Here is a 20,617-nt window from a genome sequence, read left to right on the forward strand (position 1 = left end):
TGACGACCGGGGGCAGCGCTGGACGCCAGGCTTAAGCGCCGAGCAGGCGCGCAGCCAGGTAGGACGCCACCTGATCCAGTGCGACGCGCTCTTGCGCCATGGTGTCGCGCTCGCGGATCGTGACGGCATCATCCTCAAGCGTGTCGAAATCGACGGTGACGCAGAACGGGGTGCCGATCTCGTCTTGGCGACGGTAGCGGCGACCGATGGCCTGGGCGTCGTCGAACTCAATGTTCCAGTGCTTGCGCAGTTCGGCAGCCAGATCCCGGGCCTTCGGGGAGAGGGCCTCGTTGCGCGAGAGCGGCAAGACAGCAGCCTTGACCGGCGCGAGTCGCCGATCAAGCTTGAGCACCGTGCGCTTGTCGACGCCGCCCTTCGCGTTGGGGGCCTCGTCCTCGGTGTAGGCCTCGACCAGGAAGGCCATCAGCGAGCGCGTCAGGCCCGCTGCAGGCTCGATTACGTACGGCAGGTAGCGTTCGCCCTTGGCCTGGTCGAAGTAGGACAGGTCCTCCCCGGAGTGCTTGCTGTGCGTTCCCAGGTCGAAGTCGGTGCGGTTGGCCACACCCTCCAACTCGCCCCAGCCGTCCCCGCCCGCGAATCCGAAGTCGTACTCGATATCGACGGTCCGCTTGGAGTAGTGCGACAGCTTTTCCTTCGGGTGCTCGTACAAGCGCAGGTGCTCGGGGTCGATGCCCAGGTCGACGTACCAGTCGTGGCGCTGGTCGATCCAGTGCTGATGCCATTCCTCATCGGTGCCCGGCTCGACGAAGAACTCCATCTCCATCTGCTCGAACTCGCGGGTACGGAAGATGAAGTTGCCCGGTGTGATCTCGTTGCGGAAGCTCTTGCCCACCTGGCCGATGCCGAAGGGGACCTTCATCCGTGACGTCTGCTGGACGTGCTCGAAGTTCACGAAGATGCCTTGGGCCGTTTCCGGGCGCAGGTAATGCAGCCCCGACTCGTCCTTGATGACGCCCAGGTGCGTCTCCAGCATCATGTTGAAGTCGCGCGGCTCGGTGAACTGGCCCAGCGTCCCGCACTCGGGGCAGTTGATCTCTTCCAAACCGGTGGGTTTGCGGCCCTTCTTGAACTCGAAGGCCTCTTCGAGTTGATCCGCGCGGAATCGCTTGTGGCAGTGCAGGCATTCGGTGAGCGGGTCCGAGAAGACGCCGACGTGACCCGAGGCCACCCACACCTGCCGGGGCAAGATGATGGAGGAATCCAGGCCGACCACGTCGGGGCGCTGCTGGACGACGGCCTTCCACCATTGACGCTTGATGTTCTCTTTCAGTTCCACGCCGTAGGGGCCGTAGTCCCACGCCGCTCGGGTGCCGCCATAGATGTCGCCTGAGGGGTAGACGAAGCCGCGGCGCTTCGTGAGGCTGATGACGTTGTCGAGCTTGCTGGCCATGTGACCTGGTGCCTCCTAGTCGGCGGGGGGTGCCCGGCCGGCATCCCCTGTGAATCTGTCGGCCAATCGTATCGGCTCCCCGCCCTGCCTCCGCACCGTCGTCCCGACCCCACGCCCCGCCATTCTGAGAACACTCGCCATTTTCTCAGGGTTCATTTAGGATCGGGGTATGCCCGTCACCCCCCTGCGCGACACCGACCTCCCCCGCCTCGAACGCTGCCTGAGCCTGGCCGAAGAAGCCCTCGCCGCTGGCGATCAGCCGTTCGGCTCCGTGCTGGTGGACGCTGACGGCAAGGAGGTCTACGCCGAGCGGAACCGGATCGCGAACGGCGACGACACGCAGCACCCCGAACTCAACCTGGCCCGGTGGGCCGCGCACCACATGGCACCCGCCGAGCGAGCGCGCACCACGGTCTACACCTCCAGCGAGCATTGCCCCATGTGTGCCGCCGCCCACGGTTGGGTCGGCCTGGGACGAATCGTCTACGCCTCCTCCTCCGAGCAGTTGCACGGCTGGCTCCGTGGGTTCGGCCTCGCCGCCGGACGCGTGGCGCCGCTGCCCATCGAGACGGTGGTGCCGGACGCGCTGGTGTGCGGGCCCGCTCCCCAGCTAGCCGACCGCGTGCGTAGCCTGCACGCCCGCTACTACGACGCGCACGCCTGAGCGGCGCTCCCCCACGGCGTCAGTGCGAAGGGAGGTCTCATCGCCCACCCGGCACGGTGAAGCCGACCTCGTCTGGCCTTGCCCAGGCGCTGGGTTCGTCCAGCGCCCGGTTGAGGACGGGCATCAGCAGCATTTTCGCTTCGTAGCCGTGGAACGCCCGGCGGTAGGAGCCAACGTCGTCCCAGCCTGACGCCAGGGCAAGCAGTTCGGGTTCGTCCAGGTTGACCACCACCTCGGCGAAGCGGCATCCGCGGCACGCAGCGAACCAGGCAGCGGCCTGCTCGGCTTGGGCCACGAAGGCTTCCTGCTCGGGTACCGGGACACGAAACCTGCTGAAGGCGAGCATGCGCCTCACCCTAACGGCACCCAGGTACGCTGGCGGTTCAAGGAGGACCCATGACCAGCACACCCCAGCGGCGGACCCGGCAGGGGGCCACGATCGCTGCCACGCTGGCGGACCTGGACGAGTTCAAGACCGCTCAAGACATCCACGATCTGCTGCGTTCCCGCGGGGAGAAGATCGGCCTCGCGACCGTGTACCGACACCTGCAGTCCATGACGGATGCCGGCGAGGTGGACGTCATCCGCACCCCCGACGGGCAGGCGTCCTATCGCGGCTGCGGAGAAGCCACCCACGATCATCACCATCATCTGATCTGCCGCCAGTGTGGCCGCACCGTCGAACTCGAACTCGACGGCATCGAAGATCTGCTCAGCCGGGTGGCGGGCGAGCATGGCTACTCCGAGGTGGAGCATTCCATCGAGTTGCGTGGGTTGTGTCCTGCGTGCAGCCTGGTCTGATGCCTACTTACCGTGACGAGGGGGTGGTGCTGCGCACCCACAAGCTGGGCGAAGCAGATCGCATCGTCACGCTCTTGTCGCGACGCCACGGCAAGGTGCGGGCCGTCGCCCGCGGCGTCCGCCGTACCTCGTCGAAGTTCGGGGCCCGTCTGGAGCCGTTCAGCCATGTCGACCTGCAGTTCGCCACGGGCAAGACCTTGGATGTGATCACCGAGGCGGTCACCCTCCATGCCTGGTCGGAGCCGCTGTGCACCGACTATGCCCGCTACACGGTCGGTCAGGTGATGCTGGAGACCGCTGATCGTCTGGTCAGTATCGAGAACGAACCCGCCCCGCCGCAGTTCCGGCTGCTCGCCGGGGGGTTGCACGCCCTGACCCGGGGCACCAACGACGGGGAGCGCCCCGCGACGATGGTGATGGACTCCTACCTGCTGCGGGCCCTCGCCACGGCGGGGTTCGCCCCCAGTCTGAGCGAATGCACCACCTGTGGGGAGCCGGGCCCGCACTCGGCCTTCTCGCCCGCTGCCGGTGGCGCCGTGTGCCGCCACTGCCGCCCACCGGGAACCCCGCTGGTGAGCCCGGAGACGTTGACGTACCTGGCTGCCTTGCTGGCCGGGGATTGGCCCGCCATGCGCGAGATCGACTCCGCGACGCAGCGCCGTGCCTCCGGGCTGATCGCCGCATTCGCCAGTTGGCATCTGGAGCGCGGCCTGCGCACGCTCGAACACGTCGCCCGCTGACGTAGCAGGGCGGCCTCCGGCATCACCCGCGCGGTGCCGCGATCTGCGCCGCCAAGTGCCCGGCCCCGTACCCGTTATCGATGTTCACCACACCGACGCCCGGGGCGCACGCATTGAGCATCGTCAGCAGCGGCGCCAGACCCGAGAACGCGGCCCCGTAGCCCACCGAGGTGGGCACGGCGATCACGGGACACGACACCAGCCCGGCAATCAGCCCGGGCAGCGCCCCATCCATGCCCGCGACGACGACGATGACGCCCGCCGCGCGAAAGGCGTCGAGTTTGGCAAGCGTGCGATGCAGGCCCGCGATCCCCACGTCGACGACCAACTCGGCTCGCCGCCCCAAATGGCGGGCGGTGACCAGCGCCTCGCGGGCCACCGGGAGGTCCGAGGTTCCCGCGCACGCGATGAGGACCGATTCGCCGCTCGGTGCTGGCATACGAGGCGGCCACACCAGGGCACGCGCCACCGGGTCATGAAAGGCGTCGGGCAAGACAGCGAGCACCGCGGCGGCCTTGGCTTCGTCGGCTCGTGTGAAGATCGTCGTCACGTCAGGGCGTCGGGCGATGCGCTCGGCGATGGCGGCTACCTGGTCGACCGACTTGCCCTCGCAATAGATCGCCTCGGGGTATCCGCGGCGCGCCCCCCGGTCGAGGTCGAGTTCGGCGATGTCGTCGTCAGCCACGTCGCGTCAGCACCTGCAGCGTGAAGGCCCCCGATTGCAGCCCGGCGAGGTCGAGGGCCACGTAGGCGAACCCTGCCGCCTTGATTGCCCGCACCACGTCCTCTCGGACGCCGTCCGACACGAGGGTGCCCAGATCGGATGGGGCGACCTCGATGCGCGCGATGTCCCCATGGTGACGGACGCGTGAGTCCTCAATACCGACCGCCCGTAGCGCCTTCTCCGCTGCTTCGACCTGGGCGAGCTTCTCGGGAGTGACCTGCTGACCGTGCGGGATCCGGGAGGCCAGGCACGGAGCAGCGGGCTTGTCGGCGGAGCGCAACCCCAACGCGCGCGCGAGCGCCCGCACGCGGGCCTTGGTCAGCCCCGCTTGGGCCAAGGGACGCAGGACCTGGTGCTGGGTTGCCGCCACAGCACCGGGACGATCGATCCGGATCGCATCGTCGGCGTTCTCGCCGTAGGCGACGTGCGTGAGTCCCTCCCGCTGGGCGATGTCGTCGCCGATGCGCGTGAACAGTTCGTCCTTGCAGTGGAAGCAGCGATCCGCGCCGTTCGCCCGGTATTCGGGCTTGTCACCCTCACGTGTGGGGAACTCGACAAGCCGTGACCCGATCATGGCGGCCCCCTCGCGAGCCTCCTGGGCTTCGTCGGCTGCCAGGGACGGTGAGACACCCATCAGCGCGACGACGCGATCTGGGCCCAGCGCAAGGACGGCCACCGCCAGGAGGGTCGCGGAGTCCACACCGCCGGAATAGGCGACGCCGAGGCGTCCCGTCGCTGGCAGGCAGGCCGCCACCGCGAGAGCGTCCGCGCGTGCCTGGCCGCTGAGGTCTTCCCACACGTCGGCCGCCTCGATGGATGACGTCGTCACGGCACTCCTCTCCTCGTGCGCCACCTTAGTCGCGGACCATCACCCCATCACGGCGTGTTGCCGCCGGGTGTTGCCACCCGTTGCCAGGCGCGAGGTCACTCCTCGGCGTCGAGGCCTGCAGGCAGGGGCTGCCCGTGGAGCAGTCCCGCGGCAGCGATCGCGGCTACCGCTCGCTGCGCGAGGTCGTACTCGGTGTACTGCAGTCGGGCGGCTGCCGCAGCGAGGGAGTCGAACTCGGGTTCGGCGTGCAGTATGACGCCGTCGAGGGATCCGACTTTGACCGTGATCAGCTCCCCCACGACCTCCACTCGCGTCCAGTGCCGCTGCGCGACCGTCCGGGAGACGGGCGTGGCGCGCACGCCCAGCGTGCTCGTGCGGGTCAGTGTCACGCTCGTGACGGCCTGCAGGAGCGGCTCCGGGGCGAGGGCATGCAGGGTGAAGCCGGGGCGCCCCTTCTTCATCAAGATCGGAACCAGCCAGGCGTCCACCGCGCCCGCATCGATCAGCGCGTCCAGCACCCCGGGCCACAGCCGCGGATCGAAATCATCGACGTTGGCACGCAGTTCACTCAGGTCCCTCCCGGGGTGATCGCTCGCCGCAATCCTGCCCCGATCAGCGATCGGCGCACGGCCAGGCGCGGCCGACGGGTGGGCGGCGGCGGGCTCGGGAGGCCCGTCCTCGAGGGGCTGGCCCACGACGACCCGGACGACGTTGGGCCACCCGACGAAGTCCTTCCCCCCGGCGCCCACGCCAACTCCGGTGACGGTGAACGCCGGCAACGGACCGCAGGTGTCCGCCAGGGCGCGCACGAGTGCCAGGCCCGTCGGAGTGGCAAGTTCCCCCACGCTCCCCTGCGTCGTCACCACTGCCGGGGTGTCGTGGTCGCTTCCATGTCCGTGGTGGTGGTGCTCGCCGTGGTGGTGCTCGTGCTCGTGCTCGTGCTCGTGCTCGTGCTCGTGCTCGTGCTCGTGCTCGTGCTCGTGCTCGTGACCACCATCGTGGGTGTGTCCATGGCTGTGGTTCGCGTCACGTTCGGGGGTGGCATAGACCTGCCAGCCGATCGCCAACTCGGCGACGGCGGGGACGGGAACGGGAATGTCGCCGTGCGCGGCACGCACCCGGCCCGCGCCCAGGCGCACCGGCGAGGCGGTGACTGCCGTGACGCCGAGTGTCCGCAACGCTTCGCACGTTCCGACGACGTCGGCCAGGGAATCGAGCGCCCCGACTTCGTGGAAGTGGACGTCATCTGGGCTGATGCCGTGGGCCCGGGCCTCGGCGTCGGCGAGCAGGCCGAACGCGTGCAGGGCACGCTCGCGCGTCGGTTCGGCGAGGTTCGCCGTGGTGAGGGTTGCGCGGATCGTCGCCCAGCGACGGTGCGGCGGATCCTCGACCAGAACCCGCACCCGTGCCTTGGTGGCCCGCTGGCCACCTCGGACCACAGCCTCAGCCTCCAAGCGCACCGATCCGGGGGCCACGGCCTCAATGGCGGCCTCGACTGCGGCGGCGTCCGCGCCCGCGTCGAGCAGCGAACCCAAGAGCATGTCACCGGCAACCCCGGCGGAAATGTCGAACCATGCGTGCATGCCCGCCATTGTCACCCAGAGCATGCGCCGCTCTCCCCCTCATCTGGCCGGTCTCCGCCAGTTGCCTCGCGCTACCCTTCATGCGTGACTCCCACGCCGCCCCGGCCCCATCCCAGCGGCGCCACTGCGCCGCGCATTCCGGCCAAGTTCCTGCCCCGCCACGTCGCCATCGTGATGGACGGCAACGGTCGCTGGGCGAAAGAACGGGGCCTGCCCCGCACCGATGGGCACGCGCGTGGCGAGGCCGCCCTGCTCGACACCATCCACGGGGCGGTCGAGTCGGGGGTGCGCTATCTCTCGGCCTACGCGTTCTCCACCGAAAACTGGAAGCGATCCCCCGATGAGGTCCGCTGGCTCATGGGGTTCAACCGTGATGTCATCCACCGCCGGCGCGCCGAACTCAACGACCTAGGCGTCAAGATCGTGTGGGCCGGACGCGCTCCCCGGTTGTGGAAGAGCGTCATCAACGAACTGAAAGTCGCCGAGAAGATGAGCGCCCACAACACGACGCTCACCTTGCAGTTCTGCGTCAACTACGGCGGTCGCGCAGAGATCGTCGACGCCGTTCGCGCGCTCGCCCGCGACGCTGCCGCCGGACGCATCGATCCGGACCGGATCAGCGAGAAATCCCTCGCCTCCCACCTGTACGCCCCCGAGGTCCCCGACGTCGACCTGTTCATCCGCAGTTCCGGTGAACAACGCACCTCCAACTTCCTTTTGTGGCAGATGGCCTACGCCGAGATGGTGTTCTTGGACCGGCTATGGCCCGACTTCGACCGCCGCGACCTATGGCAAGCCTTGGAGATGTACGCCCGCCGGGACCGCCGCTACGGCGGTGCGGTCCCCAATGAGGTGACGCCGTGATGCCCACCGGGCTTGAGACGTTCGTGGCCGACCTCGCCCGTGTTCAGCGGCGACTTACGGAACGACGATCTCACCCTCGACGCCTTCGTCGGGCAGGTCTACGACGCCATCGTTGAGGAGTCCTGGGGCCGGGACGTCCGTCCGTGTCCCGGGCACATCCACCCCAGTTGGCCGTCGGTGCGCGACGGTGAGCTGACGTGGTCGTGTCCCCTCAGCGACCCACTGTGCCCGGCTGACGCCGCGCCACCGGGTCAGTGCAGGGAGGCGTCCGGCGAGGTGAGGGACCACCTGTGGAACCGGACTCTGAGCCCCGACCGCGTTGGCGCGCACAGGTAGGGCCCAGCCACCAGGGCACGGGTCGCCTCAAGGGGGCACAGCCGAACAAAGCGGAAAGGCTCCTCTCCCACGCGGGCGCGCACGGTGAGCGCGTCCTCGCTGCGACTGGCACGGATCGTCACGCGGCGCCCCCTCCACTCGGGCACCGGGGCCGACGACCAATCGGACCGCCCCTGGGTGACCACCGCCCCCAGGTTTGGGGTACCGTCGGCGAACTCGACGCCCGCCTTCACCCAGTTCTCCGCGTCCGCGCGCACAAAGACGCCCGCCTGGTCGAACTGTTCCTCCAGCGTCAACGTGAACTCGACCTCGACCGCGCTGTCGGGCGGGAACGGCGCCACCAGCGCGTGTTCGCTGTCATGGATGAACCCATACGAGGTGATCCGCCAGGCGTCGGATCCCTCCACGGCCTCAACCACGAGGTCGTCGCCCTCCATGATTACTGCGCCAGGATCATGCGTCCAGGTGCCTTCGCTCCACTGCATGGCACCACCTTAGGAGTGGCACGCGGGAGCGATTGTCCCACCACTCGGACGCCCCGCGTACCACCCAGAGCTAGGCCTGCGCAGGGGCGCGCGTGACGATGACGGGGCAGGCCGCGTCGCGTAGCACTTCCTTGCTCGTCGAGCCCAGCAGCAGGCCGGTGAACCCACCGAGCCCGCGCGATCCGACCACGACCAGGGAGGCACCCTCGCTGGCCTCGACCAGGGCCGCCGACGGCCGTGCCTCGACGACATCAACGGTGATGGTCAATGCCGGGTACTGCTCCCGGTACGGGGCGACGATGTCGTCGATCCTTGCGGCCAACTTCTCGGTGTCGGGCAACGCCATCAGCGAGGAGACTCCCATGGGACCCACCATCCAGGGAGTGAGATCCCAGGCGTGGACCGCCTTGACGGGGACTTCCAGACGAAGAGCCTCCGTCACCGCGATCCGTAGCGCCGCCTCAGCCTCAGGCGAGTCGTCCAGGCCCACCACGACCGGACCACCCACGGTGGGCGCACCGTGATCGGTCACCACCGCGATCGGGCCATGACCGTAGGCGACGACGGCGTCGGCGGTGCCGCCCAAGGCCCGCACCTTCACCGGCGCATTGGCACCCCGTGCACCGACGACCACCAGATCAGCCACCTTCGAGGACTGCGCCAGCACGTAGGACGCCAACCCCTTGTCCAGCACCGTCTCGACGGTCAGGTCGGGGTGTTGGGAGTGAACCCGGTCAGCGACGGCCTGGAGACGCTCCTGTGCTTGGGTGCGTAAGTGCTCGGGGTAATCGCCGCGTCCCATGGCCTCAAAAAGCCGCGAACGGCTGGGGATCGGAACCTCAGGCAAGGCCAGCACCACGATCAGGCGCCGGTGAAGGCCAGCGGCCCGCTCAGCAGCCCAGTCAACGGCCCTGGTGGCTCGATCAGACAGGTCGGTACCCACGACGATGGCGCCCGTGGCATCGAATGAGATGGTCATCCTATGATCCCTTCTCCCAGGCGTCCGGCCGCCTCGTCGGGACCGGGCGCTTTCGGTTCATTCTACGTTGTCGACACTGGAATCGTGCCGGTTCCGCGTCAGGAAAGGCTCGCGACGCTTCACACGTCAGCGTGAGCCCAGGAGTCTCCCCGCGTCCGCAGCCACAGCAGGAGGGAGCGCGCGACAAGCCAAGCGCCGTAGGCGGCCCAGAGCCATGAGAGGCCGGCATGGTGCGTCCACACCGCGGCGACGAACGGCACGTACGCCAGTGTTGCCGCTGTCCCGGCCAGCGCGAGGAATCGTGCGTCGCCTGCACCGATGAGAACCCCGTCGAGTTGGAACGCCACTGCCCCGATGGGGGCCAGCACGGCCAACACGAGAATGGTCTCTTGGACCAGCGCTTGCACGGCGACGTCGGGGCTGAAGGCGCCCGACAGCGGAACCCGCACCAGCAGCAGGAGGCCGCCCACCAGCACGCTGAACCCCACTCCCCACACGAGCACACGACCCAGGACACGTCGTGCCCCGCCAGTGTCGCCGGCACCGACGCGGACGCCGACGAGGGCCTGCGCGGCGATCGCGAAGGCGTCCAGGGCGAACGCGACGGTGGTCCACAACGTGTTGATGATCTGATGTGCGGCCAGCGCCACGGTGCCGAGGCTGGTCGCGGTGATGGTGGTCATCAGCAGCGCCAGGTTGAGTGCGGCGTTGCGGATCACCAGCCAGCCACCCAGCTTGGCAGCGACCATCACACCGCGTGGGCGCAACCGCAGCGGCACCCCCGCGGAGCGCGCACCCCGCAGGACCGCCGAGGAGAGCAGCGCAGCACCGACCCACTGGGAGGCCGCCGTCCCTGCGGCGGCTCCGCCAATCCCCAGGTTGAGGCCATAGACAAGGAGGACGTTGAGCGCGACGTTGAGCACGTTGATCGTGACGACGACGCGCAGAGGCGTCCTCGTGTCTTGCAGGCCGCGCAGTACGCCAGTGGAAGCCAAGATCACCAGTTGCGCAGGCAGACCCAGGGCGACGATGCGCAGATACGCCGCCCCCAGCGCGGTCACGTCCGCTGCCCCGCCATACAGCCCGAGCAGGGAGGGCGCCACGGGTATCAGCACGGCCGCGTAGGCGACGCCCAGGAGCAGCCCCAAAACGATCCCGTCGATCCCTCCGGAGAGGGCGCCTGCACGGTCACCTGCACCCAAGCGACGCGACACCACCGACGTGGTTCCATAGGCCAGGAAGACCGAAAGGCCCACCAGCAACCCCAGGACGCTGGAGGCGAGCGTCAGCCCACCCAGGTCGGCGGTTCCCAGGTGACCGATGATGAACGTGTCGGCCAGGATCAGCAGCGGCTCGGCGAGCAGCGTCGCGAAGGCTGGGACTGCCAGCGCCAAGATTTCTCGGTTGAGAGATGGCGAAGGGTTGGACACACCCTCAGCATGCCCCACGACGCTGACACGTCGGGAACGAGTCCACCCCAACGCGAATCCACCCGCACGCCGAAGCGCACGGGTGGATTCAGGTGACTGACGGGGTTGCGAGACCTAGTCGGTCCCACCTTCCATCCCGGCGATGAACTGGGCATCGTCGATTTCCTCCGACGCGCCCGTCGCCCCTGCGGTGATTGCCGAGGCTTCGCCGGAGCTGAGTTCCCCGACCAACTCGGAGATCGCTCCACCGACCAGCCCGAGGGTGGAGTACTGCTCCAGCCGTGTCCGGGTGTCGGCGATGTCGAGGTTGCGCATGGTCAGCTGCCCGATCCGGTCGACGGGGCCGAACGCCGCGTCCTCGACGCGCTCCATCGACAGCTTCTCGGGGTGGTAGGACAGCGCCGGACCCGTGGTGTCGAGGATCGTGTAATCCCAGCCGCGACGCAGCCGCAGCGTGACCTCGCCGGTGATCGCCGAAGCGACCCACTGCTGTAGCGAAGTGCGCACCATCAGCGACTGCGGATCGAGCCAGCGGCCCTCGTAGAGCAGCCGGCCGAGCTTGCGGCCCTCGTTGTGGTAGCTCGCGACGGTGTCCTCATTGTGGATCGCGTTGACGAGCCGCTCATAGGCAATGTGCAGCAAAGCCATGCCCGGCGCTTCGTAGATTCCGCGGCTCTTCGCCTCGATGATGCGGTTCTCGATCTGGTCGCTCATGCCCAGCCCGTGGCGGCCGCCGATCGTGTTGGCTTCGCGGACCAGATCGACTGCGGAGGAGAACGTCTTGCCGTTGATGGAGACCGGAACACCCTGCTCGAAGGCCACCGAGACGACCTCCGGCGCGATCTCAACATCGTCACGCCAGAACGCGACGCCCATGATCGGGTCGACGATCTCCATGCCCGTGCCGAGGTATTCCAGCGTCTTCGCCTCGTGCGTGGCACCCCAGATGTTGGCGTCGGTGGAGTAGGCCTTCTCCTGGCTGTCGCGGTAGGGCAGCTTGCGGTCGGTGAGCCACTGGCTCATCTCGTCACGACCGCCAAGTTCACCGACGAAGTCCTCGTCCAGCCAGGGCTTGTAGATCCGCAACTGCGGGTTGGCCAGCAGACCGTAACGGTAGAAGCGCTCGATGTCGTTGCCCTTGTAGGTGGACCCGTCACCCCACACGTGCACGTCGTCCTCGCGCATGGCGCGCACCAGCATCGTGCCCGTGACGGCCCGCCCCAGCGGTGTGGTGTTGAAGTACGGCACCCCTGCGGTACGAATGTGGAAGGCGCCACACATCAGGGCCACGAGGCCCTCATTGACGAGTTCCACCGTGCAATCGACCAGGCGTGAACCCTCCGCACCGTAGGCGGCGGCACGCCCGGGGACCGACGCAATGTCGGGCTCGTCGTACTGACCGATGTCGGCGGTGTAGGTGTAAGGGATAGCACCCTTCTCTCGCATCCAGGCGACCGCCACAGACGTATCGAGACCACCGGAGAAGGCCAGCCCGACCTTCTCCCCCACCGGGAGCTTCATCAGCACTTTGGACATGCCTCCCATCCTAGGGCGAACAGGTCCGTACCTGCCGTCGATCTCGGGCGCGGCGGTACCGACGCGTCTGTCGGCCAGGACGATCAGCGACTGAGGACGAACGCGGTGAGGTAGGTCTCGGTGAGACCGTCATCGAGATGACCGACCACCTGCGGCAGCGCCGCGATCGCCTTGGCGCGGTCGGCCAGGGCGGCATACATCAGGCAGTAGTCCCCATAGGTGCGCGCAAACCCACCCTCTCCCACAGCTTCGGCCACGGTGGCGGCGATCTGCTCAGGAGCGTGGGCCAGGTACGTCAGCCCTGGTCCTGCAGGGATCACCTGGATCATGAGCAGCGCAGCCGGGTCGGGAGAGAACCACGTGGCATAGTCACGCTTGGCGCCCCAGCCGATGCCGACGATGCGATGCCGGTAGCCCGCAAAGTCAGTGAGGTCGGGTTGGAGCCAGTAGGCCAGGGCGGCCTGTGCCTCCAGGGCATGCATCCACTGCGCCTGCGCCTCCAGGGCGGCGTCTCCGCGGGCACGAGCCCACAGCGTCAGCCCTGCCCAGGCATTCACCGCCTCGGAACTGGACTCTTGGTTGTTCCCATCGGCGAACGGAGCTGTTCCCGAGGCCCAGGAGTGACCGGCGTAGACGTCGAACCCACGCAGCCCCGGGAAGACGTCCGTGCCGGAGGGCATCGCGATGTCGGCGGCCAACAGGTCGAAAACCGGCGCCAGGCGAACAGCGAGGCCCGCGTCTCCCAGGGCGAGGGTTCCCGCCGCGTGGAGGAAGTACCCGTAGTGGAAGTGGTGATCGTTGAACAGTTCCGAGCCGAAAGAGGGTTCCAGGCCAACGATTCCCCGAGCCGCATCGTCGTAGACGAAGCACCGCGTCCCGCGCCGAGTTGCCGCGTCCGGCTGAGCCCAGGCTTCGAACTCGCTCGTGACCTGGGCGCGACGTTGCGTCGCATCCACCCCGAGCGCGTCCGCGATACCGATGAGTTGCGCTTCACGATGCAGCGCTTTACCCCCGAAATACGTGTCGGTGGGCGCGGGACGCGTGGCGGCCACGTCGCGGGCCGCCACATCGGCGACGCGGCGCCGGTCGGTGTCATTCAGTCCGGACAGGTCGAGTGTCGCCGCCACAGGCCAGCGAGGCGCCGACCAGGTGAGCGTGGACCCCTGCCTCAGGGTCAACGGCCCATAGACACTGGGGTATACCGTCCCAGGATCTCCCCCGTGGCGGTGATCGACGCCTCGTGGTGCGGCATGGTGACGTACAGGGTCGGAGCTCCGTAGTCGAGAGTGGTCGACACGGTGTCGCCGCGTGTCTCCCAGGTGTGTGTCGTCCCCGTCGTGGGCGCGACGCGCCCCAGCAGTCCTGCGGGGTCGACGCCGGGTGGCGCCGCGAAAACGACGGCCTGCTGGCCAGCGCCCAGGCGGACGCTCTGGCCGTCGACCTGTCCTCCGCTGAGCCCGAAGGTGCTGCTCCCCACGGTCGCCACCGCGCCCGCAGCCGACGTCGCCCAAGGAACGTGGGCCAGCAGTGACGTAGCGCGGGGGGCCGTCAGCGTCACCCCAGGAACGCCTTGAACCAGCCGGACCGCGACCACGCTTGCCCCGGTGGAGTCGCGCAGTTCGATGACGACCGAGGCGACGTCGAAGCCGGTGACCATGGCGGTGACTGGCCCCGGCGTGGTGAGCCGCAACCCGGCCGTCCGCTGCCCGAGAATCGCCCTCTCGGTGGCGCTCACCTGAGGCAGCCAGATCTCCATCCCGTTCTCCAGCAGGGCAAACCCCAGCGGCAAGGGGAAGACCGGCTGGGGCTGGTCCCCGAACACCAACCCCGAGAACCAGCGGTTGGTGGGCGGGGTCAGGCCTGGCGCCAGACGCGTCATCGGCAGCGTTCCCGGTGACCGGGTGGGGAGTGCCTTCACCAGAGTCGCGATGCGATTCGGGTCCAGCACGGTGCTGGCCGACCCGGCCGAACCGGTCGGCACGGCAGGGCTGGGGGTTGGGCGAGGCCCCATCGTGCAACCAGGGAGGGCAGCGACGGCCGCCGCCGCTCCCACGAACGCGAGCAGATCGCGTCGAGGCACAACCATGGCTCCCCCTCACAGGCCGATCTTGTGGATGAGTGCCTTCAGCGCGTCCGACGGGCCAGCGAGCAGCCCTTCGTCACGCAACTGCACCACGGCCTGGACCGGGGCACCGTCCGCAGCGACGAGGTTGAGATCGCCGGTGTTGAGTTCCTCGCTGGTCACCCGCACCGTGACGACGGCCGTCGTGTTGACGGTGGTCACCAACGCGGTGGCGACCTGGCCGGTGACGCTGGAGTCGTTCGGGAGCCGAAGCGTGACGGCGGCCCCGCGTTCGATGAGCCCGTACTGGATGGGCGTCAGCACAAACTGGGCCTCGACAATCCGGTCGGTTCCCCCGGTGATGACGGCGAGCGGCTCCCCTGCTGTCAAGTAGCTGCCTTCTGCCGCATGCAGTTCAGTGATGGTTCCCGGGGTGGTGACGCGATAGAGCAGCGTCCCGCTGTCGGCCTCAATCAGCAGCCCGCTGGACGAGGCGAGCGCCACGCCGCGAGCGAGGTCCTGCTGCAAGGCGATGCTCGACACGCGAAACAACGGATCCCCCACCGAGACGGCCTGACCGACCTTCACATACGACGTCACGATCGTCCCGCCGTAGTTGGAGGCCACCACGGCCTTCGGCGCGATGATGGTGGCTGACGTGGACGCGATGGTGTGCTGCCTTTGGTTGAACACCACGACCAGCCCGAAAATCACGGCGAGGCTGATGAGTCGTCCGATCACCAGGCGAAAGCGATTACTCCAGGTCATGATGGTGACTCCTCCGAACGGGACGCGGTGCCAGGCCGGGTGCGGACGCGCTGCCCTGCGGGCAACTCGGCTTCGCTGTGCACCTGGGCCAGGACAAGGGTGTGCGGGGTGGTGCGGGGCTCGGGAGCGGCCAAGATCTCCCCCAGCGCGAAGGTGTTGAGCCCGCACCAGACGGTCGCGATCGCCATCGTGGAGTTCAAGATGTCGCGCCATACCCCGACAGCAGTCGTGGCAGCCAGCAGTACGAAGGTGAGCACCTGGGGGATGATGAAGTTGAACGGAGACGCCGCCTGCTTAGCTGCACCCGTCACGCTCCACGCCTGGTCGCGTCCGATGAGGACGTTCCCCAGCGCCTTGAAGTAGATCGGGAAGGACGCGCTGGCCAGCGTCAGCACCTCCCAGCGGAACGATCCCAGCGTGAAGAACGCCAAGAGGACCTGCAACACATAGAACCCGGCATAGGCCAAGAACCATTGGCCGATCCCGATCCCCAGTGAGACGGGGCGCAGGTCGAAGAAGATCTCCAGCGCGGGGACGAACAGCAGCAGGCCCGGGGCGATGCCGGTCAGGTAGTGCGTCGCGGTGACGAAGTACATGAGCCGTTGATCCACCGACAGCCGCCGGCGCGTCAGCAAGGGATTGCTGGTGAGAAGGATCTCGAACCCTCCGGTGGCCCAGCGCAACTGCTGCTTGGAGTAGCCCTCGATGGTGTCGGGTGCATCACCGATCGCGAGCGTTTCGGGAAGGAAGACGCTACGCCAGCCCCGACCATGCAGGATCATCGACGTCCACACATCCTCGCTCTTGGAGTCGGTGTAGATGCCCCCGATGTCGTCCACGGCCGCCCGCCGGAAGACGACGTTGGTGCCGACACAGAAGGCGGCGTTGAAGGCGTTACGTCCGGGCTGGACGAAGCGGTAGAACATCGACTGCATGTACCCCGCGCCCCGGGCAATGAAGTTGTGCAGGTTGCCGTAGGTCTGTGGCGTTTGGACGAAGGCCACTGTGGCGTCATCGAAGAACGGAAGCGTCTGCTCCAAGATCCCGGGCAATGGCACGAAATCGGCGTCCAGAATCAGGAAGAACTCCCCCTTGGCCACGCTCAGCGCATGGTTCAGGTTGCCCGCCTTCGCACCGCCCCCGCTGAGGCGTCGCACGTAGCGGCAGCCCAGTTCCCGGGCCAGCGCTTGCACCTCGTCGGAGCGGCCGTCGTCGAGGATCCATGTCCAGTGGCGCCCGCGGACCGCTACCGCCGCCTCCGCCGTGCGCCGGATCACGTCGAGGGGTTCGCCGTAGACGGTGATGAGGATGTCGACGTCCACCACACGCCCACGGATCCTTAGTGGCCACTGCCGGGCATCGCCTAGATGCGCCCGAATCTCGGGGTCGTCTGAGTCGTATAGAGCGGCTCGGGTGGCGTAGTACGTCCAGTCTCGACGGTCGCGATATCCGACGAGGATGGTCCACATGGCCGCCAGGCCGTGCAGGACCAAGATCGACTCGGCGGTGATCACCAACAGCCACGGCAGCATGTCGCCGCGGTTCTCCGGACGCCACAGGAACCAGCCGTAGTAGAGGACGCCGAGCGTGGAGAGAACCGTGAGCAACAACATGAGCGGCGAGTAGGGCCGTCCGTGTCGCGGCATGACGGGTTTCACCGTCAAAGGCATCGACGGACGCATAGTCATGGGCAAGGGAGGCCATGGGCCCACCTCCGATCGTGGCGGGCGCGAGGATCCGAGGGGGAACCGGAGCGTCGCAGCGCGGGTCGGGTGTGCGTTTCGGCTAGTCGAAGAGGTGCGAGTGCGGTGTCGCATGCGGCAAAGGACGAGGGGGATGGCGGGAGGAGAGCGTTGCTCGCACCGCGCATCCAGGTCGGATCACGAAGGCGGATCCACCATGTCAGTCGCAGACGGTACCTCGTGGCGGGTTGGGTACCTGATGCCCGAAAGGCTAATGTCCGCCCGCACCATAACCGGCTCTTCCCAGATGAGGGTGTAGCGCACGTCGCGCGGCGGGCCGGCTCGGGCCGGTCGTCGTCGTGCAGGAAGGCGAGCCATTCCTGGTCGAAGACCACCTGCCCGTCGTCGGTGTGGACCAGGCCGCCGGGCAGCGGGGCGAGGAAGCCCCGGCGTGCGTTCTGGAAGTCCTCGTCGTCTTCCATGGCATAGCGGGCGCGGGCGGCGGCGTGCTGCGCGGCGGTGGCGGCGGTGGCGTCGTTGCGAGCTGCGGACATTGGGTGAACTCCCTCCACGGACGCCCCGGCGAGCGGTCGGCGGTTCCGCGAGGTGCCCCCGACATCAGCGGCGTGCAGCCGTGCACGCACCCGGGGGATGAAACGACCCTAGACCGGCTCTTCGCCGCGCCACCACCCCCCGAATCAGGGGGTGACTAGGGGTCGGAGGTGGCGTCCCGTCTCGCTGTTCTCGGCCCGCGCGACCGCGCGGGGAGTGCCCTGGGCGACGACGCGTCCGCCGTCGTTTCCGGCTCCGGGGCCCAGGTCGATGACGTGGTCGGCGACCGCGATCGTGCGCGGGTCGTGGTCGGCGATCACGACAGTGTTGTCGGCGTCCACGAGCCGCTGCAGCTGGGCGACGAGCAGGTCGATGTCGGCCGGATGCAGGCCGTTGGTGGGCTCGTCGAGCAGGTACAGGCTGTGCCCGGCCGGCGCGCGGTACAGCTCGCTGACCAGCTTGATCCGCTGCGCCTCGCCGCCCGACAGCGTGGTGGCGCTCTGGCCCAGCGGCAGGTAGCCCAGCCCGATGTCGGAGAGCAGCCGCAGGATGCGGGCCGGGATCGGCACGTCGGCCAGCAGTTCGCGCGCCTCGTCGACGCTCATGGCCAGCACGTCGGCGATGGTGGCGCCGCGGTAGCGCACCTGGAGCGTCTCGGGGTTGTAGCGGGCGCCGTGGCACACCGGGCAGGGGGCGGTCTGGGTCGGCATGAACAGCAGCTCGATGCTGACGGTGCCCTCGCCCAGGCAGTGCGGGCAGCGCCCGGCGGGCAGGTTGAACGAGAACCGGCTGGCGGTGAAGCGCCGCTCGCGGGCCTCGGGCTGGGCGGCGTACAGCTTGCGGACCGCGTCGAACAGGCCGGTGTAGGTGGCCAGGTTCGACCGCGACGTCCGGCCGATGGGCTTCTGGTCGACCACGACGAGCCGGTCGACGCCCTCCAGCCCGGACGCCGAGGCCACGGCCAGCCGTCCCTCGTCGAGCTGCCAGATCGGGACGCCGTCGCCCAGCTCCTCGGCCTCCTCCACGGCGTCGGGATTGCGGGCGTCGTCGGCGGCGACGCCGGCAGCGTTCAGGTGGCGGCGGGTCTGGTCGGCCAGGACGCGCAGCAGGGTGGTCTTGCCCGCCCCCGACACTCCGGTGACGGTCGTGAGCGCCCCCAGCGGCACCGCGACGTCGATGCCGCGCAGGTTGTGGCCGGTGACGCCGTCGAGCCGGATGGCGTGCTGCGGCGTCCGGGGGGCCGCCGGCGCGGGCGCGGGCGGCGCGTCGGGGCCCAGGTAGCGCGCGGTGACCGAGCCGGCGGCGTCCGTCAGGCCGGCGGCGGGGCCGTTGTAGAGCACCTCGCCGCCGTAGCGCCCGGCGCCGGGACCCAGGTCGACGACCCACTCGGACTCCCGGATCAGCTGCCCGTTGTGCTCCACGATGAACACGCTGTTGCCCTCGTCCTGCAGGCGGTGCAGCGCGCCGAGCAGCAGCTCGGTGTCGGAGGGGTGGAGGCCGGCCGACGGCTCGTCCAGCACGTAGAGCACCCCGAACAGCCCGCTGCGCAGCTGGGTGGCCAGGTGCAGCCGCTGCAGTTCGCCGCCCGACAGCGTGGAGGTGGGGCGGCTCGTGGCCAGGTAGCCCAGCCCCAGGTCGATCAGGATGCCGAGCTGGTCGTCCAGCACGTCGATGAGCGCCTGGGCGGCCTGCTCGCGCTCGGCGGGCAGCTCGGCGGTGTCGGGGTGGGTGCGGGCGGCGTCCAGGAAGGAGCGCAGCTCGGTGAGCGGCAGGGAGGCGGCGTGGGCGATGTTCTCCCCCGCGATGGTGACGGCCAGCGCCTCGGGGTTGAGCCGCAGGCCGTGGCAGGTCGGGCACAGCTGCTCGGTCATGAAGGACGCCGCGAGCGCGCGCATGCGCGTGGACTTGGTGTCGGAGAACGTGTGCTCCACCCAGCGCTTGGGGCTCATGTACGTGCCGCGGTAGGACCCCTCGACGGTGCTGGAGTTGACCAGCAGCGTGGGCTGCTCGTCGGTGGTCAGCACCCAGTGCCGCACCGCCGCCGGCAGCGTCTCGAAGGGGGCGTCGATGTCGATGCCCAGCCCCTCGAGGATCCGCCGGTAGTTCTGGCCGCCGAACGCCCCGGGCCACGCCGCGATCGCGCCCTCGCGGATGCTGAGTCGCGGGTCGCCCACCAGCAGGCTCTCGTCGACCAGGAGCTGGCGCCCCAGCCCGGTGCAGGTGCGGCAGGCGCCGACTGCGGTGTTGGGCGAGAAGGAGTCCGAGTCGAGCGGGGCGGCGTCGCGGGGGAAGCTGCCGGCCAGGTCGGCGGGCCGGAAGCCCTCGGGGTAGGTGCCCGAGCGGGAGTAGAGCATGCGCAGCACGTTGGAGACGCGGCTGACGGTGCCGACGGTGGAGCGGGTGCTGCCGCCGCCGTGCTGCTGCCGCAGCGCCACCGCGGGGGGCAGGCCGGTGATGTGGCGGACCTTGGGCGCCGAGCCCTGGTCGATCAGGCGGCGCGCGTAGGGCGAGACGGACTCCAGGTAGCGCTGGTTGGACTGGGCGAAGATGGTCCCGAAGGCGAGCGAGGACTTGCCCGACCCCGAGATGCCGGTGAACGCGACGACCTTGTCTCGGGGGATGTCGACGTCCAGGTCGCGCAGGTTGTTCTCCCGGGCACCACGGACGGCGATGCATCCGGGCACGACCTCGGCGGCTGCGTCCTTCTCGGCTGCTGGGGGCTTCACCCCACCCAGGCTAACGGGACGGCGTCCCCCACCGGCCCGGGTCGGCGTCCCCGCACCGCACCAGGACGGGCACGATCGCGCTCCACCGGGACGGGCACGGTCGCTTTCCACCAGGTGAGGTGCCGGACGGCGTCCGCGCGTGGCCGCCGAATCGTGAGAGCCGACAGGGGCGGAGTCGGCACGCCCAGGACAGCGAGGACGGTGGGCTCAGCCGGACGCGGCCGAGCGCGTCGCGGGGCGACCCGACTCCCCCGCCGGCTCCTCCCCCTTCCCGCCCGAGTCTGGACGGCCGCCCGTTCGATGCAGCCGGAGATTTCTGGCTCTTCCCAGATGAGGGTGTAGCGCACGTCGCGCGGCGGGCCGGCGCGTCGGTGGCCGGATAGAGGTCGAGGTCTCCCGAGGATGAGAGCTCCTACACACTCAGCCCGAAAGACCTCGACGTGCA

19 protein-coding genes are annotated in these 20,617 nt (G+C 68.8%); 5 read left to right on the top strand and 14 right to left on the bottom strand.

What is annotated here, in order from left to right:
* Positions 1–31: 31 nt before the first annotated feature.
* Positions 32–1,411 (bottom strand): glycine--tRNA ligase, encoded by a 1,380-nt coding sequence (locus tag C1706_RS02635; protein ID WP_129457625.1) that lies wholly within the window; start codon positions 1,409–1,411, stop codon positions 32–34.
* Positions 1,412–1,580: 169 nt separating this feature from the next.
* Between C1706_RS02635 and C1706_RS02640 the strand changes: the two genes are divergently transcribed.
* Positions 1,581–2,075: a nucleoside deaminase gene (locus C1706_RS02640; protein WP_129457626.1), complete on the top strand. Its 495-nt coding sequence runs from the start codon at positions 1,581–1,583 to the stop codon at positions 2,073–2,075.
* A gap of 37 nt (positions 2,076–2,112) precedes the next feature.
* Here the strand turns inward: C1706_RS02640 and C1706_RS02645 are convergent, their stop codons facing one another.
* Positions 2,113–2,421 carry an antibiotic biosynthesis monooxygenase gene (locus C1706_RS02645; RefSeq protein WP_129457627.1) on the bottom strand — a complete coding sequence of 103 codons (309 nt, stop codon included), beginning with the start codon at positions 2,419–2,421 and terminating at the stop codon, positions 2,113–2,115.
* A 50-nt stretch (positions 2,422–2,471) separates the two neighbouring features.
* On the opposite strand from C1706_RS02645, the gene C1706_RS02650 reads away from it, so the two are divergent.
* Both C1706_RS02650 and recO read left to right on the top strand, forming a co-directional pair.
* The gene (locus C1706_RS02650; RefSeq protein WP_129457628.1) at positions 2,472–2,876 is read left to right on the top strand and encodes a Fur family transcriptional regulator; all 405 of its coding nucleotides are present in this window, start codon (positions 2,472–2,474) and stop codon (positions 2,874–2,876) included.
* Positions 2,876–3,616: a DNA repair protein RecO gene (gene recO / locus C1706_RS02655; protein ID WP_129457629.1), complete on the top strand. Its 741-nt coding sequence runs from the start codon at positions 2,876–2,878 to the stop codon at positions 3,614–3,616. The genes C1706_RS02650 and recO overlap by 1 nt, the downstream gene beginning before the upstream one ends.
* 22 nt (positions 3,617–3,638) lie before the next feature.
* Here the strand turns inward: recO and larB are convergent, their stop codons facing one another.
* From larB to larC, 3 genes are all read right to left on the bottom strand, one after another.
* A complete protein-coding gene (gene larB / locus C1706_RS02660; protein ID WP_129457630.1) occupies positions 3,639–4,301 on the bottom strand; it encodes a nickel pincer cofactor biosynthesis protein LarB in 663 nt (220 codons plus the stop codon).
* A complete protein-coding gene (gene larE, locus C1706_RS02665; RefSeq protein ID WP_241653380.1) occupies positions 4,294–5,169 on the bottom strand; it encodes an ATP-dependent sacrificial sulfur transferase LarE in 876 nt (291 codons plus the stop codon). Before larE ends, larB begins: the two co-directional genes overlap by 8 nt.
* A gap of 95 nt (positions 5,170–5,264) precedes the next feature.
* Positions 5,265–6,752: a nickel pincer cofactor biosynthesis protein LarC gene (gene larC / locus C1706_RS02670; RefSeq protein WP_241653381.1), complete on the bottom strand. Its 1,488-nt coding sequence runs from the start codon at positions 6,750–6,752 to the stop codon at positions 5,265–5,267.
* Positions 6,753–6,836: 84 nt separating this feature from the next.
* On the opposite strand from larC, the gene C1706_RS02675 reads away from it, so the two are divergent.
* Positions 6,837–7,616, top strand: a complete 780-nt coding sequence (locus C1706_RS02675; protein WP_129457631.1) for an isoprenyl transferase — start codon at positions 6,837–6,839, stop codon at positions 7,614–7,616.
* Positions 7,617–7,867: 251 nt separating this feature from the next.
* Here the strand turns inward: C1706_RS02675 and C1706_RS02680 are convergent, their stop codons facing one another.
* The 8 genes from C1706_RS02680 to C1706_RS02710 form a co-directional block, all read right to left on the bottom strand.
* A complete protein-coding gene (locus C1706_RS02680) occupies positions 7,868–8,437 on the bottom strand; it encodes a DUF1349 domain-containing protein (protein ID WP_129457632.1) in 570 nt (189 codons plus the stop codon).
* A 70-nt stretch (positions 8,438–8,507) separates the two neighbouring features.
* Positions 8,508–9,416, bottom strand: a complete 909-nt coding sequence (locus C1706_RS02685) for a universal stress protein (protein ID WP_129457633.1) — start codon at positions 9,414–9,416, stop codon at positions 8,508–8,510.
* A 119-nt stretch (positions 9,417–9,535) separates the two neighbouring features.
* Positions 9,536–10,810, bottom strand: coding sequence for an MATE family efflux transporter (locus C1706_RS02690; RefSeq protein WP_241653382.1), 1,275 nt, complete (start codon positions 10,808–10,810; stop codon positions 9,536–9,538).
* Between the two features lie 150 nt (positions 10,811–10,960).
* Positions 10,961–12,391 carry an argininosuccinate synthase gene (gene argG, locus C1706_RS02695; protein WP_206660933.1) on the bottom strand — a complete coding sequence of 477 codons (1,431 nt, stop codon included), beginning with the start codon at positions 12,389–12,391 and terminating at the stop codon, positions 10,961–10,963.
* A gap of 74 nt (positions 12,392–12,465) precedes the next feature.
* Positions 12,466–13,560 carry a glycosyl hydrolase gene (locus C1706_RS13925; protein ID WP_164987392.1) on the bottom strand — a complete coding sequence of 365 codons (1,095 nt, stop codon included), beginning with the start codon at positions 13,558–13,560 and terminating at the stop codon, positions 12,466–12,468.
* Positions 13,557–14,468 carry a hypothetical protein gene (locus C1706_RS13930; protein WP_164987393.1) on the bottom strand — a complete coding sequence of 304 codons (912 nt, stop codon included), beginning with the start codon at positions 14,466–14,468 and terminating at the stop codon, positions 13,557–13,559. The genes C1706_RS13925 and C1706_RS13930 overlap by 4 nt, the downstream gene beginning before the upstream one ends.
* 9 nt (positions 14,469–14,477) lie before the next feature.
* Positions 14,478–15,212: an HlyD family efflux transporter periplasmic adaptor subunit gene (locus C1706_RS02705; protein ID WP_129457637.1), complete on the bottom strand. Its 735-nt coding sequence runs from the start codon at positions 15,210–15,212 to the stop codon at positions 14,478–14,480.
* The gene (locus C1706_RS02710; protein ID WP_129457638.1) at positions 15,209–16,825 is read right to left on the bottom strand and encodes a glycosyltransferase family 2 protein; all 1,617 of its coding nucleotides are present in this window, start codon (positions 16,823–16,825) and stop codon (positions 15,209–15,211) included. Before C1706_RS02710 ends, C1706_RS02705 begins: the two co-directional genes overlap by 4 nt.
* A gap of 428 nt (positions 16,826–17,253) precedes the next feature.
* Between C1706_RS02710 and C1706_RS02715 the strand changes: the two genes are divergently transcribed.
* Entirely contained in the window at positions 17,254–17,607 is a 354-nt protein-coding gene (locus C1706_RS02715; RefSeq protein WP_129457639.1) for a hypothetical protein, read from the top strand.
* On the opposite strand, the gene C1706_RS02720 is transcribed toward C1706_RS02715, so the two are convergent.
* On the bottom strand, positions 17,593–20,172 hold the full coding sequence (locus tag C1706_RS02720; RefSeq protein ID WP_206660935.1) for an excinuclease ABC subunit UvrA: 2,580 nt from the start codon (positions 20,170–20,172) through the stop codon (positions 17,593–17,595). The two genes, C1706_RS02715 and C1706_RS02720, sit on opposite strands and share 15 nt — an antisense overlap.
* Between the last annotated feature and the right edge of the window lie 445 nt (positions 20,173–20,617).

The sequence above is a fragment of the Propioniciclava flava genome (assembly GCF_004126535.1).
In the GTDB taxonomy this organism is placed as follows: Bacteria; Actinomycetota; Actinomycetes; order Propionibacteriales; family Propionibacteriaceae; genus Propioniciclava; species Propioniciclava flava.

Excerpts from the sequence above, each read along its gene's own strand:
- C1706_RS02635 (WP_129457625.1), bottom strand. The coding sequence starts at position 1,411 with ATGGCCAGCAAGCTCGACAACGTCATCAGCCTCACGAAGCGCCGCGGC.
- C1706_RS02640 (WP_129457626.1), top strand. The coding sequence starts at position 1,581 with ATGCCCGTCACCCCCCTGCGCGACACCGACCTCCCCCGCCTCGAACGC.
- C1706_RS02645 (WP_129457627.1), bottom strand. The coding sequence starts at position 2,421 with ATGCTCGCCTTCAGCAGGTTTCGTGTCCCGGTACCCGAGCAGGAAGCC.
- C1706_RS02650 (WP_129457628.1), top strand. The coding sequence starts at position 2,472 with ATGACCAGCACACCCCAGCGGCGGACCCGGCAGGGGGCCACGATCGCT.
- recO (WP_129457629.1), top strand. The coding sequence starts at position 2,876 with ATGCCTACTTACCGTGACGAGGGGGTGGTGCTGCGCACCCACAAGCTG.
- larC (WP_241653381.1), bottom strand. The coding sequence starts at position 6,752 with ATGCACGCATGGTTCGACATTTCCGCCGGGGTTGCCGGTGACATGCTC.
- C1706_RS02680 (WP_129457632.1), bottom strand. The coding sequence starts at position 8,437 with ATGCAGTGGAGCGAAGGCACCTGGACGCATGATCCTGGCGCAGTAATC.
- C1706_RS02685 (WP_129457633.1), bottom strand. The coding sequence starts at position 9,416 with ATGACCATCTCATTCGATGCCACGGGCGCCATCGTCGTGGGTACCGAC.
- argG (WP_206660933.1), bottom strand. The coding sequence starts at position 12,391 with ATGGGAGGCATGTCCAAAGTGCTGATGAAGCTCCCGGTGGGGGAGAAG.
- C1706_RS13930 (WP_164987393.1), bottom strand. The coding sequence starts at position 14,468 with ATGGTTGTGCCTCGACGCGATCTGCTCGCGTTCGTGGGAGCGGCGGCG.
- C1706_RS02705 (WP_129457637.1), bottom strand. The coding sequence starts at position 15,212 with ATGACCTGGAGTAATCGCTTTCGCCTGGTGATCGGACGACTCATCAGC.
- C1706_RS02710 (WP_129457638.1), bottom strand. The coding sequence starts at position 16,825 with ATGTTGTTGCTCACGGTTCTCTCCACGCTCGGCGTCCTCTACTACGGC.